Source organism: Pseudarthrobacter sp. B4EP4b, assembly GCF_006680095.1.
Classification (GTDB): Bacteria; Actinomycetota; Actinomycetes; order Actinomycetales; family Micrococcaceae; genus Arthrobacter.
This window is the reverse complement of record NZ_VHIJ01000042.1, coordinates 23,116-38,426: the sequence shown is the minus strand read 5'-3', so window position 1 is coordinate 38,426 and position 15,311 is coordinate 23,116. Positions and strand designations below refer to the sequence as shown.

Annotated in this window: 17 protein-coding genes; 14 read left to right on the top strand and 3 right to left on the bottom strand. The window is 67.1% G+C overall.

The annotated features are described in order from the left end of the window. The 8 genes from FNL14_RS16460 to FNL14_RS16425 form a co-directional block, all read left to right on the top strand. Nucleotides 1-878 (top strand): tetratricopeptide repeat protein (locus FNL14_RS16460; RefSeq protein WP_142062035.1); only part of this gene is annotated, 878 nt, incomplete at its 5' end. Further along, nucleotides 878-1,975 (top strand): NADH:flavin oxidoreductase/NADH oxidase, encoded by a 1,098-nt coding sequence (locus FNL14_RS16455; RefSeq protein WP_142062032.1) that lies wholly within the window; start codon nt 878-880, stop codon nt 1,973-1,975. The genes FNL14_RS16460 and FNL14_RS16455, both read left to right, overlap by 1 nt. Nucleotides 1,976-1,990: 15 nt before the next feature. Then, nucleotides 1,991-2,278 (top strand): DUF3253 domain-containing protein, encoded by a 288-nt coding sequence (locus FNL14_RS16450; protein WP_142062029.1) that lies wholly within the window; start codon nt 1,991-1,993, stop codon nt 2,276-2,278. A gap of 112 nt (nt 2,279-2,390) precedes the next feature. Beyond that, nucleotides 2,391-3,266 (top strand): ABC transporter ATP-binding protein, encoded by an 876-nt coding sequence (locus FNL14_RS16445; RefSeq protein ID WP_255470883.1) that lies wholly within the window; start codon nt 2,391-2,393, stop codon nt 3,264-3,266. Next, nucleotides 3,248-4,819, top strand: a complete 1,572-nt coding sequence (locus FNL14_RS16440; RefSeq protein WP_142062026.1) for a transporter — start codon at nt 3,248-3,250, stop codon at nt 4,817-4,819. Before FNL14_RS16445 ends, FNL14_RS16440 begins: the two co-directional genes overlap by 19 nt. A gap of 21 nt (nt 4,820-4,840) precedes the next feature. Then, nucleotides 4,841-5,623, top strand: coding sequence for a glucosamine-6-phosphate deaminase (nagB, locus tag FNL14_RS16435; protein WP_142062024.1), 783 nt, complete (start codon nt 4,841-4,843; stop codon nt 5,621-5,623). A gap of 118 nt (nt 5,624-5,741) precedes the next feature. Then, nucleotides 5,742-6,074, top strand: a complete 333-nt coding sequence (locus FNL14_RS16430; protein WP_370455872.1) for a DUF3039 domain-containing protein — start codon at nt 5,742-5,744, stop codon at nt 6,072-6,074. Then, the gene (locus FNL14_RS16425) at nt 6,074-7,858 is read left to right on the top strand and encodes a DEAD/DEAH box helicase (protein ID WP_142062021.1); all 1,785 of its coding nucleotides are present in this window, start codon (nt 6,074-6,076) and stop codon (nt 7,856-7,858) included. Before FNL14_RS16430 ends, FNL14_RS16425 begins: the two co-directional genes overlap by 1 nt. Nucleotides 7,859-7,950: 92 nt before the next feature. Here FNL14_RS16425 and FNL14_RS16420 read toward each other — a convergent pair whose 3' ends face one another. Then, nucleotides 7,951-8,589: an isochorismatase family protein gene (locus tag FNL14_RS16420; RefSeq protein ID WP_142062018.1), complete on the bottom strand. Its 639-nt coding sequence runs from the start codon at nt 8,587-8,589 to the stop codon at nt 7,951-7,953. Further along, on the bottom strand, nt 8,589-9,917 hold the full coding sequence (locus FNL14_RS16415; protein WP_142062015.1) for a nicotinate phosphoribosyltransferase: 1,329 nt from the start codon (nt 9,915-9,917) through the stop codon (nt 8,589-8,591). The genes FNL14_RS16420 and FNL14_RS16415 overlap by 1 nt, the downstream gene beginning before the upstream one ends. A 97-nt stretch (nt 9,918-10,014) precedes the next feature. On the opposite strand from FNL14_RS16415, the gene clpS reads away from it, so the two are divergent. The 6 genes from clpS to rdgB all read left to right on the top strand — a co-directional run bounded on the left by clpS (nt 10,015) and on the right by rdgB (nt 14,370). Continuing rightward, nucleotides 10,015-10,398, top strand: coding sequence for an ATP-dependent Clp protease adapter ClpS (gene clpS / locus FNL14_RS16410; RefSeq protein WP_091415739.1), 384 nt, complete (start codon nt 10,015-10,017; stop codon nt 10,396-10,398). Next, nucleotides 10,391-10,957: a DUF2017 domain-containing protein gene (locus FNL14_RS16405; RefSeq protein ID WP_091415741.1), complete on the top strand. Its 567-nt coding sequence runs from the start codon at nt 10,391-10,393 to the stop codon at nt 10,955-10,957. The genes clpS and FNL14_RS16405 overlap by 8 nt, the downstream gene beginning before the upstream one ends. A gap of 123 nt (nt 10,958-11,080) precedes the next feature. Then, complete coding sequence (gene murI / locus FNL14_RS16400; RefSeq protein ID WP_142062041.1) at nt 11,081-12,076, top strand: glutamate racemase; 996 nt, start codon at nt 11,081-11,083, stop codon at nt 12,074-12,076. Then, entirely contained in the window at nt 12,073-12,870 is a 798-nt protein-coding gene (locus FNL14_RS16395) for an MBL fold metallo-hydrolase (protein WP_142062011.1), read from the top strand. Before murI ends, FNL14_RS16395 begins: the two co-directional genes overlap by 4 nt. Before the next feature lie 79 nt (nt 12,871-12,949). Next, the gene (rph, locus tag FNL14_RS16390; protein WP_142062008.1) at nt 12,950-13,708 is read left to right on the top strand and encodes a ribonuclease PH; all 759 of its coding nucleotides are present in this window, start codon (nt 12,950-12,952) and stop codon (nt 13,706-13,708) included. Further along, entirely contained in the window at nt 13,705-14,370 is a 666-nt protein-coding gene (gene rdgB / locus FNL14_RS16385) for an RdgB/HAM1 family non-canonical purine NTP pyrophosphatase (RefSeq protein WP_142062005.1), read from the top strand. The genes rph and rdgB overlap by 4 nt, the downstream gene beginning before the upstream one ends. Nucleotides 14,371-14,456: 86 nt before the next feature. Here rdgB and FNL14_RS16380 read toward each other — a convergent pair whose 3' ends face one another. Next, on the bottom strand, nt 14,457-15,251 hold the full coding sequence (locus FNL14_RS16380) for a DedA family protein (protein WP_142062038.1): 795 nt from the start codon (nt 15,249-15,251) through the stop codon (nt 14,457-14,459). Nucleotides 15,252-15,311 lie beyond the last annotated feature (60 nt).

The following is a 15,311-nucleotide window of genomic DNA, read 5'->3' as shown; positions in this document are numbered from 1 at the left end:
CCCCGTCCGCCCCGCCCCCCGGAAACGGCGGTGACCAGCCCGGCCAGGCCCCCGGTGGCCCGGAACTGAAGGTCAACGTCACCGAGGCCAATTTTCAGCAGCTCGTGGAGCTCTCAGCGCAGGTCCCCGTGGTGTTTGCACTGTGGGCCTCCTACTCGCCCGAGTCCGCCGGCATGCTGGACGTCCTCGAACAGGTAGTGGACAGCTACGGCGGCCGGCTGGTCCTTGGCGCAGCCGACATCGAAGCCTTCCCGCAGCTGGCCCAGGCGTTCCAGGTGCAGGCGGTGCCCACCGCCGTTGCCGTGCTGAAGGGGCAGCCGGTCCCGCTCTTCCAGGGCGGTGCCGACGAACAGCAGGTCCGCAGCCTCTTTGACGAACTGCTGAAAGTCGCCGCAGCCAACGGCGTGACGGGCAGCCTCGGCGGGGGAGCCGGGGCAGAAGCGGAGCCCGCGCCGCTCCCGCCGCTGCACCAGGCCGCCTTTGATGCCATCGAAGCCGGCGACTACGCTGCCGCGGCTGACGCTTACCGCCAGGCGCTGAAGGACATGCCGGCCGACCATGAGGCCAAGGCCGGGCTGGCCCAGGTGGAGCTGATGCTGCGGCTCCAGCCGCTTACCGCCCAGGACAGCGAAGCCCTCCGCACCCAGGCAGCGGATGAACCGGACAACCTGGACGTGCAGTTTGCAGTCGCAGACCTGGACGTTGCCGGCGGACATGTCGAAGATGCACTGAACCGCCTGGTCAGCTTCATTGGCCGGAACTTCGGTCCTGAGCGGGAGACCGCCCGCGTCCGCCTGCTCGAGCTGTTCGAGGTGGTGGGAACGTCGGATGAGCGCGTTGCCAAGGCGCGCCAGGCCCTGGCCCGGGTGCTCTTCTAGTGTCCGCACTGTTTGAGCCGCTCAAACTCCGTTCGCTGGAGCTCCAGCACCGCGGCTGGGTGTCGCCCATGTGCCAGTACAGCTGCGATCCCGACGACGCGCCCGGGGTTCCGCACGACTGGCACCTGATGCATCTGGGCTCCTTCGCCGCCGGCGGCGCGGCGCTGATCCTCACCGAGGCGGCCGCCGTCAACCCCGAAGGCAGGATCAGCCCCCGGGACGCGGGCCTGTACAACGACGCCCAGGCGGAGGCCTGGCAGCGGATCACCTCCTTCGTGCACCGTTATGGTGCGGCGGACGCAAAAATCGGCGCCCAGCTGGCCCATGCCGGCCGGAAGGCTTCCACTTATTGGCCCTTCTCCGGCCAGCACGGCAGTGTCCCGGAGTCCGACGGCGGCTGGGCCACCCTGGGACCCTCACCCTCGGCGTTTGACGGGTATGCCCAGCCCGCCGAAATGACGGAAGAGCAGATCCAGCAGGTCATCCGCGACTTCGCCGCCGCGGCAGTCCGTGCCGTTGATGCCGGATTCGACACTGTGGAGATCCACGGGGCCCACGGCTACCTGCTGCACCAGTTCCAGAGCCCGCTGATCAATGCGCGGACTGACGCCTGGGGCGGGGATGAAGCGGGCCGGAGCAGGCTCATGCTTGCAGTGGTGGATGCGGTGCGGGATGTCATTCCTGATTCGATGCCCCTGCTGCTGAGGATCTCGGCCAGCGACTGGGCCGAGGGCGGCGTGGATCTTCCCGCCTCCGTGCGTCTGGCCCGCCAGGCTGCGGAGCGCGGCGTGGACCTGGTGGACGTTTCCAGCGGCGGAGCAGTGGCCCATCAGCAGATCAAGGCCGGTCCCGGCTACCAGACCGGATTCTCCGCCGCGATCCGCAATGAGGCGGGCGTGCCCACCGGTACCGTGGGCCTGCTGACCTCCGCAGGCCAGGCCGAGCACGCCATCGCCACCGGTCAGGCCGACGGCGTTTTTATCGCCCGGGCCGCCCTGCGGGATCCGCACTGGTGGCTGCGGGCAGCGTTCGAACTGGGCCACACCATTCCGTGGGTGCCGCAGTACGAGCGTGCGGTGCCGCGCCGGACCTTCTGACCGCCGGGGTGTGACATGGCGGACGGGAAACGCGAAGAGGAACAGCTCCCTGACGGCAGCTCGGACCGGCAACTCGAGGCCACGATCCTGGCGCTCCTGGCTGCCAGGGCCGCCACGTCCACCATCTGCCCGTCGGACGCAGCCCGCGCTGTTGGCGGCGACACCTGGCGGGACCTGATGGAACCTGCCCGTAAGGCTGCGCGGCGGCTGGTGGACGCCGGCGAGGTGGAGATCACCCAGGGCGGGTCAGTGGTTGATCCCGCCACCGCCAAAGGTCCCATCCGCATCCGCCGTAAGCGGTAGGACCGGCGGTCTAAGACCAGCCCGGCAGGACCGGGAGGCTTCGGGCCCGCGCCTGCTTTTCTACTCCTGCAGGAGGACCCCGAAGCCGGAGGGTGAGGACTAGTCTGGCTTCATGACAGCCCAGCACCCTGAACCGATACAGCACGCTGATCCGGTACAGCTCACTGCTCCAGTACAACCTTCTGATCCAGTACAGCCTGAAACGGTACCGCAGCCTCCGCTACAGCCGGCTCCCATAGCGGCACTGTCCATCCGCGGGCTGGCCAAGCGCTTCGGGCAGAAGATCGCCGTGGACGGCATCAGCCTGGACGTTCCGGCCGGTTCCTTCTTCGGGATCGTGGGCCCGAACGGCGCCGGCAAGACCACCACGCTTTCGATGGCCACGGGGCTCCTCCGCCCTGACTTCGGCACAGCTGTGGTCCACGGGGTTGACGTTTGGGCCCGGCCGCTGGAGGCCAAGAGGCTGATGGGCATCCTGCCCGACGGCGTGAGGCTGTTCGACCGGCTCACCGGTGAGCAGCTGGTCACCTATGCGGGGCTGCTGCGGGGCATGGACAAGGACGTGGTGGCCAGCCGCGTGGGGGAACTGCTCACAGCCCTGGACCTGGCCCAGGACGCGGGCACGCTGGTGGTGGACTACTCCGCCGGCATGACCAAAAAGATTGCCCTGGCTTCGGCGCTGATCCATGCTCCCCGGCTGCTGGTGCTGGACGAACCCTTTGAAGCAGTGGACCCGGTCTCGGCCGCCAATATCCGCTCCATCCTGGACAGCTACGTGGCCTCGGGCGGGACAGTGATTGTCTCCAGCCACGTGATGGACCTGGTGCAGCGCATGTGCGACCACGTTGCCGTGGTGTCCGCCGGGCGGCTTTTGGCCGCGGGCACCGTGGACGAGGTCCGGGCCGGGGCCTCGCTGGAGGACCGCTTTGTCCAACTGGTGGGCGGGCGCAGCCATACGGAAGGGCTGGAATGGTTGCGCACCTTCTAAGGCTCAAACTCACGCTGCTGCGCAACGGCCTGCGGCGCAGCCCCTGGCAGCTGGTGGGCATTGCGTTTGCCGGACTGTATGCACTGGGCGTGGTGGCCACGCTGGTGGTGGTGCTGGTGCTGCTCCGCCGCGCCGAACCCGAACTCGTGCAAACCGCCGTGGTGCTTGGCGGCGCAGCTTCCATCCTGGGCTGGGGCATCATTCCCGTGGTTGCTTCGGCCACGGACATGACGCTCGATCCTGCCCGCTTCACCACCTTTGCCATTCCCATGAAACAGATGCTGGCAGGGCTGGCACTCGGCGGGCTGATCGGAATTCCCGGGCTGGCCACCACCCTGGTGGCATTGGCCACTGTAGTCAGCTGGTCCCGCGGCGTTCTGCCCGCGGTCGCAGCCCTCGTGGGAGCAGTGCTGGGAGTACTGACCTGCATTGTGCTCTCCAAGGTGGTCACCACAGCAACCGCGAGCCTCGCCGCATCCCGGCGCTTCAAGGACGTCAGTGCCATCGCGTTTATGGTGCCCCTGGTCCTCCTGGGTCCCATCGTGGCGGGAGTCAGCCGCGGAATCTCCGCCTCTGCAGGCTTCCTGCCCGAGTTTGCCCAGGCAATGTCCTGGACTCCGCTGGGTGCCCCCTGGGCTATCGCCGGGGATCTCGAAGCAGGCCAACCGGGAGCGGCCGCCCTGAAGCTCCTGATATCCGTTGCGGTCCTGGCCGGACTCACCTGGTGCTGGAAGCTGCTGCTGGAGCGGGCACTGGTCAGTCCGCCGTATTCGGGCAGCGGCAAGCGCAAGGGCGGAAAGCTGGGCCTGTTCGGTCTCCTGCCGGCTGTTCCTGCCGGCGCCGTGATGGCCCGGTCCCTCACGTACTGGATCCGCGATCCGCGCTACTCCGGCTCACTCATCGTGGTACCGCTGCTCCCGGTGGTGCTGGTGTTCCAGGGCAGCCAGACCGGCGATTTCAGCACGCTTGCCCTCCTGGCACCCCTGACGGCGTTTATCCTCGCCTGGTCCATCTCCGCCGATGTCTCCTATGACAACACCGCCTTCGCACTGCACCTTGCCAGCGGCGTCCGGGGCGTGCACGACAGACTGGGCCGGGCGCTCGCCTGCCTGGCCTTCGCCCTGCCTGTTGTCCTGGCGTTCGCCATTGGCCACGCTGCATTCGCCGGGGAGTGGGTTGCTCTTCCGGGCCAGCTGGGGTTGAGCCTCGGGATCCTACTGACGGGGCTGGGACTGTCTTCCGTGGTGTCGGCCCGGTACGCGGTGGCCGTTCCGCTGCCGGGGGACAGCCCCTTCAAGAAGCCGCCCGGAAACGTGGGCCAAACCCTGGCAGTGCAGTTCGCCGGGATGGGGATTCTGTTTGTGCTGGTCCTGCCCGAGGCAGCGCTGCTCATCGCCCAGCTGGTCACCGGCAACAGCCTGTTCGGCTGGCTCAACCTCGGCGCCGGGCTCCTGCTGGGGCTGGCGCTTTTTGTCACCGGCGTACGGCTGGGCGGGAAATGGCTGGACGCCCGCGGCCCGGAGCTGCTGGCCCAGCTCACCGTCAACCGCTGAAAAGGCCCCGGAAGGAACAAGATGGAAGTTGTTATCCTCAACGGCAGCAAGCAGATCGGCAGGCTGGCAGCTGACGCCATCGGGGAACTGCTCCGGCACAAGCCGGATGCGGTCCTCGGCCTGGCCACCGGATCCTCGCCGTTGCCCGTCTACGATGAACTGGCCGGCCGCCACGAGCGGGATGGCCTGGACTTCAGCCGGGCGCACGGGTTTGCCCTGGACGAATACGTTGGCCTGCCCGCCGGCCACCCGGAATCCTACCGCGAGGTGATCCGGCGCGAGTTCACCAACCGGGTGAACATCGCCCCGGAGAACGTCCACGGCCCGGACGGCACGGCCGCCGACATTCCCGCTGCCTGCCAGGCGTACGAGGACTCCATCGCTGCAGCGGGCGGCATCGACCTGCAGCTCCTGGGCGTGGGCACTGACGGCCACATCGGATTCAACGAGCCCGGATCCTCCTTCGCCTCCCGCACCCGGATCAAGAGCCTCATCGAACAGACACGCCGGGACAACGCCCGTTTCTTTAACAGCCTGGCCGAAGTCCCGCACCACGTCCTCACCCAGGGGCTGGGCACCATCATGGAGGCCAGGCATGTGATTCTGGTGGCAACGGGGGCACAAAAGGCGCAGGCAGTGCGGGAATTCGTTGAAGGGCCGGTGGCTGCCATCTGCCCGGCATCGGTGCTGCAGTTCCATCCCCACGCCACCGTCCTGCTGGACGAGGCAGCCGCCTCGGCCCTGAAACTGGCCGATTTCTACCGCCACACCTACGACAACAAACCGGCCTGGCAGGGCCTCTGACCGCAGGCCGGCGGGCCGGGTAACCGGGAGGAAAGTACGACGGCGGCAGGTCACGGGCGGCGCGGCCGGAGCCTCCGGCGTCGAACGTCCAGCTGCCGGAACGGCTAAGATGGATCGCATGACTAGCATGACGGACCCTCTCGACAACGACCCGATGCGTGAGCTTTCCGGGGCTGGATCGTCCACAGCCACCATTGAGCGCGAGGAACTGCGCCAGGAAGTGGAGCCCGGGGACCGGGAGCGCTTTTCGCACTATGTGCGCAAGGAAAAGATCATGGAGTCCGCCCTGACCGGGGAGCCTGTCATTGCCCTGTGCGGCAAGGTGTGGACGCCGGGCCGGGATCCGCAGAAGTTCCCGGTGTGCCCCATGTGCAAAGAGGTCTATGACGGCCTCCGCCCGGGCAACGACGGCGGCAAGGGTCCCGGAGGGGACTCAGGCAACAACAAGTAGTGACGGAGACGCTCTTTGGCGGCCCCACCCTGCCTCCGGCTTATCCGGAACGTGCAGCCTGGGGAACCGCCCCGAAACTCCGTGCCTGGCAGCAGGAAGCCCTGGACCTCTACCTGAAGGCGAGTCCGCGGGACTTCCTGGCAGTAGCTACTCCCGGCGCCGGTAAAACCACCTTCGCGCTGCGGATCGCCTCCACGCTCATAGACTCCGGTGCCGTAAACCGGGTGACCATTGTGGCGCCCACCGACCACCTGAAGCGCCAGTGGGCGGACGCGGCAGCGAAGGTCGGCATCGCCATCGACCCCAACTTCAAGAACTCCGATGGCCAGCACGGCCGCGGCTTCATCGGTGTCGCCGTCACGTATGCCCAGGTGGCCAGCAAGCCCCTGCTGCACCGGGCCAAGACGGAGGCGGCGCGGACCCTGGTGATTTTGGACGAAATCCACCACGGCGGCGAGGCCCTTTCCTGGGGCGACGGCCTCCGCGAGGCCTTCGACCCCGCGGTCCGGCGGCTGTCCCTGACCGGAACCCCGTTCCGTTCCGACACCTCGCCCATCCCGTTTGTGGAGTATGCGCAGGACCGGGACGGCATCCGCCGCTCCAAGGCTGACTACACCTACGGCTACGGCAACGCCCTGCGGGACCACGTGGTCCGTCCGGTGATGTTTATGGCCTACTCCGGGCAGATGCGCTGGCGCACCAGTGCCGGCGAGGAAATGGCTGCCTCGCTCGGCGAAGCCGCCGTCACCAAGGACATCACGTCCCACGCCTGGCGCACGGCATTGAACCCGGCCGGCGAGTGGATTCCGGCCGTCCTGGCCGGTGCGGACAAGCGGCTCAGTGAAGTGCGGCGGACCGTGCCCGACGCCGGCGGCCTGGTCATCGCCACCGACCACGAGGACGCGCGGGCCTACGCCGGGCAGCTGAAAAGGATCACGGGGCAGTCGCCCACCGTCATTCTGTCCGACGATGCGAAGGCCTCCAGCAAGATCGAGGAGTTTTCGGCCGGGGACCAGCGCTGGATGGTGGCCGTCCGCATGGTGTCCGAAGGCGTGGACGTTCCGCGCCTTTCTGTCGGCGTCTATGCCACATCCACGTCCACCCCGCTGTTTTTCGCGCAGGCCGTGGGCCGCTTCGTGCGTGCCCGCAAAAGGGGCGAGACGGCGTCGGTCTTCCTGCCGTCGGTCCCGCAGCTGATGGCCCTGGCCAACTCCATGGAAATGGAACGCGACCACGCCCTGGACCGGCCGGAGAAGGAGGACGGGGACGGGCTTTTCAACCCCGAAGACTCGCTCATGGATGAGGCCAACCGCGAGGAGAAGGCCTCCGACAGCCTGACCAAGGGCAAATTCGAGGCACTGGACTCCCAGGCGTCCTTCGACCGAGTGCTGTTCGACGGCGGCGAGTTCGGAACCGGCGGCGAGGTTGGCTCCGAGGACGAACTGGACTTCCTGGGCATCCCCGGGCTGCTGGATGCCGAACAGGTGGGCACCCTCCTGCGGCAGCGCCAGCATGAACAGCTCAACCGCAAGAACCGGAAGGCTCCTGCGGCAGCTGCGCAGGCTCCGGCGCCGGCTGTCCCGGACCACAGGCTGCTGATGGACCTCCGGAACGAGCTGGCCAAAAACGTGGCCGCCTGGTCAGCCCGGACCGGTACACCGCATGGTGTGGTGCATACCAAACTGCGCACGGTCTGCGGCGGTCCGCCCGTGGCCCAGGCGAACGAGGAACAGCTGCAGTCACGCCTGCGGAAGCTCCAGGACTGGTTCGTCGGCAGGAAATGACAGTGTTTGGCGAACAGAAGAGGCCCGGTGCACAGCACCGGGCCTCTTCTGTTGTTACTGTTCGTTAGCTGCGCATCTGCAGCCGCGGGCGGTCAGGCGACGTCCACGCCGCCGAGTTCCAGTTCTGTGACGGCTTCCTCCAGGTCATCGGCAATCCCGGCGGTGAGGGAGCGGATGACGGTGACGGAGTAGCCCGCCTGCACGGCGTCCAGCGAGGTGGCCTTGACGCAATAGTCCGTGGCGATGCCCACCACCACAACCTCCTCGACGTCGTTGCTCTGCAGCCAGTCGTCCAGGCCAATCGCGTCTTCGTCCGGGGCGAACCGGTCAGCGTCGCCGGAACCGGGCAGCGCGCCCGGCTGCCGCTCACCGGTGGGAACGGCGTCGTCAGGGGCCAGCAGCCCCTCGAAACCGGAGTAGGCGGCGGCGAACTGCCCTTTCTGGAAATAGGCCTCGATGTATTCGGTGTCCAGGTCCGGGTGGAGCTCGGCTCCGCGGGTACCGGCCACGCAGTGCGGCGGCCAGCTGTCAACGAAGTCGGGGGTTTCGGAGAAGTGGCCGCCGGGATTGATGTGCCAGTCCTGGGTGGCCACGATGTGGTCGAACTCGTTGTGGTGCGCGTCCACGTATTCGCTGATGGCGCCGGCCACATCCGCGCCGCCGGCAACGGCCAGGGAGCCGCCTTCGCAGAAATCGTTCTGGACGTCGACGATGATCAGGGCCCGGGACATCAGTTCTCCTCGTAATTGGTGGGAATAGCTGCTTCCCCGCGCTGGAGGCGGTTGACCACGGCGGGCAGCTCGGCCATGGTTTCGGCGTGCCGGCGGCGGGCCCGGACCACGCCTTCATGGCCGGTCCAGCCCGGCATCAGTTCGCCGTTCTTCATGAACTGCTGCAGCAGCGGGCGGTCGTTGCCGTCGTCCTCCGGCCGGTGGCCCACGCCCACCACCTCGGCGGTGGCAATGCCCCGCTCGTCCAGTTTCCGCAGGGCGTACTTCCGTCCGCCCACGCTGGCCTTGTTCTTGGCGGCCTTGGCCACGGAAACGAAGTCTCCGTCGCCGTCCGTGCGGCTGACCAGCTTGTAGACCATGCTGGCGGTCGGTGCTCCGGACCCTGTCACCAGAGAGGTGCCCACCCCATAGGAATCCACAGGCGCGGACTGAAGCGCTGCAATCGCGAACTCGTCCAGGTCCGAAGTGACCACGATCTTGGTGTTCTCATTGCCCAACTGGTCCAGAAGCTGGCGCACCCACTGGGCCTGCGCCACGAGGTCGCCCGAATCAAGCCGGACGGCGCCAAGGCGTGGACCGGCCAGGTCCACGGCCGCACGCACGGCTGTTTCGACGTCGTACGTGTCCACCAGGAGGGAAGTGCCCTCCCCAAGGGAGGCAATCTGTGCCTCGAAGGCGTCCCGCTCCGTATCGTGCAGGAGGGTGAAGGAGTGGGCGGCGGTGCCCACAGTCTTAACCCCGTAGCGGATGCCCGCCTCGAGGTTGGACGTGCTGTCGAACCCGGCAATGATGGCCGCCCTCGCGGATGCGGTGGCCGCCTCCTCGTGCGTGCGGCGGGAACCCATCTCGATGCACGGGCGGCCGCCGGCAGCACTGATCATCCGGGACGCGGCGGAGGCGATGGCGCTGTCGTGGTTGAGGACCGAGAGCAGGTAGGTCTCCAGCATGCAGGCTTCGGCGAAGGTGGACTCAACAATGAGGATGGGGGAGTACGGGAAGTAGGCCTCGCCCTCCGGGTAGCCCCAGATGTCACCGGAGAAACGGTAGGACGCCAGGTACTCCAGCGTTTCCTCGTTCACCACGTTGGTGCGGGCCAGGAAGTCCAGTTCCGCCTCGCCGAACCGGAAGTTCGCGATGCCCTCCAGCAGCCGGCCGGTGCCTGCCACGATGCCGTACCGCCGGCCGTCCGGGAGCCGCCGGGCAAAGGCCTCAAAGACGGACTTCCGGTGCGCGGCGCCCGAATGAAGGGACGCCTGCAGCATGGTCAGCTCGTAATGGTCAGTGTAAAAGGACGTGCGGGGATGGTCCCAGCCGGCTGAGGTGCTCACGAAAGTCACTCTAGTCCCCACCGGCTCCCACGTCTCGCTTCGCTTCGCCGCGGGCCCCTCGCCGGTGTGGGCCAATCCTCCCCCTTAGAATGGACAGATGACCTTAAGCGTTGCGCTCGGCCCTGATACCCAAGAGGGCACCCGGACCGGCACAGAGGAGTCCACCGGCTTCCTGGCCGCACCGGACATCCCCTGGAACCTGGTGATCTGGAATGACCCCGTAAACCTCATGAGCTACGTCAGCTATGTTTTCCAAAGCTACTTCGGCTACTCGGAAACCAAAGCGAACAAGCTCATGATGGAGGTCCACAAAAAGGGCCGCTCGATTGTTGCCAACGGCAGCAAGGAACAGGTGGAGCGCCACGCGGTGGCCATGCACGGTTTCGGGCTGTGGGCCACCGTGGAGAAGGCCAGCGGCGGACCGGGCGGCAATTCAGGCAAGTCCGGCGGGTCCGGCCAGGGTAAGGGAAAACGTGGCTAAGGCGTTCAAATACGGACTCAAAGGCATTACCGGCTACCTGGAGCCCACCGAGCGGGAGCTGCTGCGCAGCCTCATCGACGATGTGATCTCCATGCTGCAGCCCGAGGACCGCTCCGGCCAGGACCCGCTGGCTGCCCTGATCGGCCTCGACATGGATGTTGCCGAGCCCTCGGACCGGGCAGTGAAGCGGCTCCTCCCCAACGTGATGAAGAACGACGGCGCCGCGTCCCTTGAGTTCCGCCAGCTCACCGAGCGGTCCTTGCGTGAGACGAAGATCGGCGCGCTGCGGGCGGCGGCCCTGGACCTGGACAAGGACGAGATCGTTCTCTCTGCCGAAGGCGCCAAGCACTGGTCGATGGCGCTGAACGATGTCCGGCTGGTCCTGGCGGAGCGGCTGGACATCCAGGATGAAGAGGACGCCGAGCACGTCCACCTCATGCAGGACTGGTCCCAGGCGGAGGACGTGGAGAGCTATCTGGCCCTGGTCTACAACTTCGCCACCTGGCTCCAGGAATCGCTGGTGCAGGCCATGCTGCAGTCGCTGGACACCCGTCGTTGAGGCTTGGCCCCGGCCGTCCGTGCGGGTCGTGTGAGAAATTAGACATGAGTCGCAGGCCACAACATGATGGCTGAGGCCGCAGGGAAGACCTATCCTCGAATAATCATGACAACAGCCTCGAGCATGGATCCGTCAGCTGAAGCAGCAGGATCCGAAGCCAGCGACCTGCCGGCCGCCACCGTGGAATCACGGCCCATCGGTGTCTTCGATTCCGGAGTAGGCGGCCTCACGGTGGCACGCTCCATCATCGACCAGCTCCCCAACGAGTCCATCCTCTACGTAGGGGATACAGCGCACGGGCCCTATGGCCCGCTGCCCATCGCGGAAGTCCGGGCCAACGCCCTGGGCGTGATGGACGAACTGGTGGACTCCGGCGTCAAGCTGCTCACCATAGCCTGCAACTCGGCGTCGGCCGCTGTGCTCCGCGACGCCCGGGAACGGTACACCGCGAAGTACGGCATCCCCGTCATTGAGGTCATCCAGCCGGCGGTGCGGCGCGCCGTTGCTGCCACCCGCAGTGGACGGGTGGGCGTGATCGGCACCTCCGCCACCGTGGGCTCGCGTGCCTACGAGGATACGTTCGCCGCCGCTCCGGACCTGGACATCACCTCGGTGGCCTGCCCGGAGTTCGTCAGCTACGTCGAGGCAGGAATCACCACGGGCCCGGCACTGCTGGCCGTGGCGGAGCAGTACCTTGCCCCGCTCAAGGCCGCCGGCGTGGACACTGTGGTCCTCGGCTGCACCCACTACCCGCTGCTGACAGGTGTCATCTCCTATGTGATGGGAGCGGACGTCACCCTGGTGTCCAGCGCGGAGGAAACGGCCAAGGACGTCTACCGCGCCCTGGCCACCCATAACCTGCAGCGCACTGAAACAGCCCCGCCCGAGCACCACTTCGTGGCAACCGGGGACGCCGGCCAGTTCGAGGCGCTGGCCCGCAGGTTCCTGGGGCCCGAAGTCCTCTCGGTCCGGCACGTGGACCATGTGGCGGCCCAGTATCCCACCGGCAGCCTGGCCCGCATCACCCCGGAAATGATCGCCGCCGCGCAACGTGCCGGCACCCGCCAGCGGATCTCCAACTTCGTGGGCAGCTCCGTCACCGGGGGTCCGGGCCAATGAAGCTAACCATTGTCGGCTGTACCGGGTCCTTTCCCGGGCCGGGATCCCCGGCGTCGTGCTACCTGCTGACCGCGCACGACGGCGAGCGGACCTGGAAAGTGGTCATGGATCTGGGCAGCGGGGCACTGGGCGCCATCCAGCGGTACACCGACCTTGAGGACATCGACGCCATCTTCCTGACCCACCTGCACCCGGACCACTGCATGGACCTCTGCGGCCTGCACGTCGCCGTCCGCTGGAAGCCGGGCGGCTGGGAAAGGGGACGGATTCCCGTGTGGGGACCGGCTGCCACGGCAGACCGGATGGCCACCGCCTACGGACTGGAGCTGGACCCCGGCATGCGCGAGGAGTTCGACTTCACTAACTGGGCCGAGCGTGAGCCCGTGACCGTGGGTCCCTTCACGGTGACGCCCTTCGCCGTGAACCATCCCATCGAGGAGTGCTACGCGCTCCGGGTGGAAGTGGTGGAACCGGACAAGGAAGGCAACCGGGTCACCAAAACGCTGACCTACTCCGGCGACACGGACTCCTGCGCCGGCCTCGAGGAGGCCGCCAAGGACGCGGACCTGTTCCTGTGCGAAGCGGCCTTTGAAGAAGGCCGGGATGACGGCATCAAGGACGTCCACCTCACCGGCAAGCGCGCCGGGGAAGCTGCTGCCGCCGCCGGTGCCCGCAGGCTCCTGCTCACGCACATTCCGGTGTGGACGTCGCAGACCACCGTCATGGCGGAGGCCCGTCCGGCTTTTGGCGGCGACGTTGCCGTGGCAGTTGCCGGAGTGCACTACACCGTCTAGGGGCGGGATGCTGGTGCGGGGACTGCCCGGCTCTTTGCCCGAAACATCCGTGCCGCGCGGCAGTAGATAAGCTAAAGGCATGACTTCTGAAGCAACTGCAGTGCCCATCGTGCGCGGCGACGGCCGCGCCCCGGACCAGCTCCGGCCCATCAGCATCACCCGTGGATGGTCCAACCAGGCCGAGGGCTCGGCCCTGATCGAGTTCGGCAACACCAGGGTGCTGTGCACGGCTTCCCTCACTGCGGGGGTTCCGCGCTGGCTCAAGGGCGAGGGCCGCGGCTGGGTCACCGCCGAGTACGCCATGCTGCCCCGCGCCACCAACACCCGGTCCGACCGCGAATCCGTCAAGGGCAAGATCGGCGGCCGCACGCACGAGATCTCCCGGCTCATTGGCCGTTCCCTGCGCTCCATCATTGACACCAAAGCCCTGGGCGAAAACACCATCGTGCTGGACTGTGACGTGCTGCAGGCCGACGGCGGCACCCGGACCGCCGCCATCACCGGTGCCTACGTAGCGCTCGCTGACTCCATCCGGTTCGCCCGCGACAACAAGCTGATCGCCAAGAACGCCCAGCCCCTGATGGACACCATCGCGGCGGTATCGGTGGGCATCATCGACGGGGTTCCCATGCTGGACCTGCCCTACGTTGAGGATGTCCGGGCGGAAACCGACATGAACGTAGTGGTCACCGGCTCGGGCAAGTTCGTGGAGGTCCAGGGAACAGCCGAGGGCGCCCCCTTTGACCGGGCGGAACTGGACCAGCTCCTGGACCTCGCCCTGCTCGGCACCACCCAGCTTGCGGCCATCCAGCGCGAAACCCTGGCAGACACCCTGTGACCGCGGCCTCCGCCGCGGGTCAGGGCACAGCCCCGCGCCTGGTCCTGGCCACCCACAACAAGGGCAAGCTCCGTGAGCTCCGTGAGCTCCTGCGCGGGCAGGTACCGGGGCTCGACGTCGACACGCAGGTTGTGGACGCGGCGGCGGCAGGTGCCCCCGACGTCGTCGAAACGGGCGTGACGTTCGCCGAGAATTCCCTGCTCAAAGCGCGGGCTGTTGCCGAAGCGACCGGACTGGTGGCGATCGCCGATGATTCCGGGCTCGCTGTGGATGTGATGGGCGGGGCGCCGGGCATCTTCTCGGCCCGGTGGGCCGGCAGCCACGGTGACGACGCCGCGAACCTGCGGCTGCTGCTCAACCAGCTTTCCGATGTTCCGGACCCCCACCGTGGCGCCGCCTTTGTGTGTGCGGCGGCGCTGGCGGTGCCGGCGGCCAACGGGGATGCCGGGCGTGAAGTAGTGGAGTACGGGCAGCTGGAGGGCGTGCTCCTGCGCGAACCACGCGGTGACGGCGGGTTCGGCTACGACCCCGTGCTTCAGCCGGCGGGGGAGACCCGCAGCTGCGCGGAACTGTCCGCCGACGAGAAGAACGCCATCAGCCACCGCGGCAAGGCCTTCCGGGCGCTCCTGCCCGCCATTGTGGAGGCCCTCCAGCACGGCTGAGGTTAACGCGAAGCTGGCACAAAGAAGGGTGTGTTCCGGGCCGAAGCCTGGAACACACCCTTCTCTGCGCTGTGGCAGACGTGCTGCTAGTCGGGGCGCGTCCCGTCAAGGTGGCGGGGTGTTTTGTGCTCTTCCTCGGGTGCGTGTTCTTCGATGAACTCGTCCACCGGGTCAGTGCCGTAGGCCGTGGCCTGGCGCCTGGCGGACATGCCGCGCAGGACCTCCACCCCGATGGGCAGTACCGAGACCAGCACGATGGCGATGAAGATGATGTCCAGGTTGTCCCGGACCCACGGGATCCGGTCGCCCAGCAGGTATCCCAGGAGCGTGACGCCGCCGCCCCAAAGGAAGGCGCCGATGACGTTGTACAGGAAGAACTTCTTTTTGCTCATCTGGGCAACGCCCACGATGACCGGGACGAAGGTCCGGATGATCGGGACAAAGCGGGCCAGGATCAGCGCTTTGCCGCCGTGCTTTTCGAAGAAGGCGTGGGCATTTTCAACGTTCTCACGCTTGAAGAGGCGGGAATTGGGCTTGTTGAAGATGGCCGGTCCCGCTTTGGAGCCGATCAGGTAGCCGGTCTGGTTGCCCACGATGGCCGACACAACAATCAGCAGCGCGAGAAGCCACACGTTGAACTTGATGGTGTCGGTGGCCACCAGCAGGCCGGCGGTGAACAGCATGGAGTCGCCCGGCAGGAAGAAGCCCACCAGCAGCCCGGTTTCCGCGAAGACGATGCCGCAGACAAGCAGGACCACCCAGGGTGCCAGGGCAGGATCGGCCAGGAAGACCTGGGGGTTCAGCCAGTCGGGCAGGAAGGAGGCCAGCTGTGGCTGTACCGGTCCCGCACCGCCCAGCATGGACACAGCGAAGTCGTTCATCACAGGAAAGTTCACTCCTCAAGGGTACTTGACACGCCTCTTCCTCCCTGTGGCGGCGGA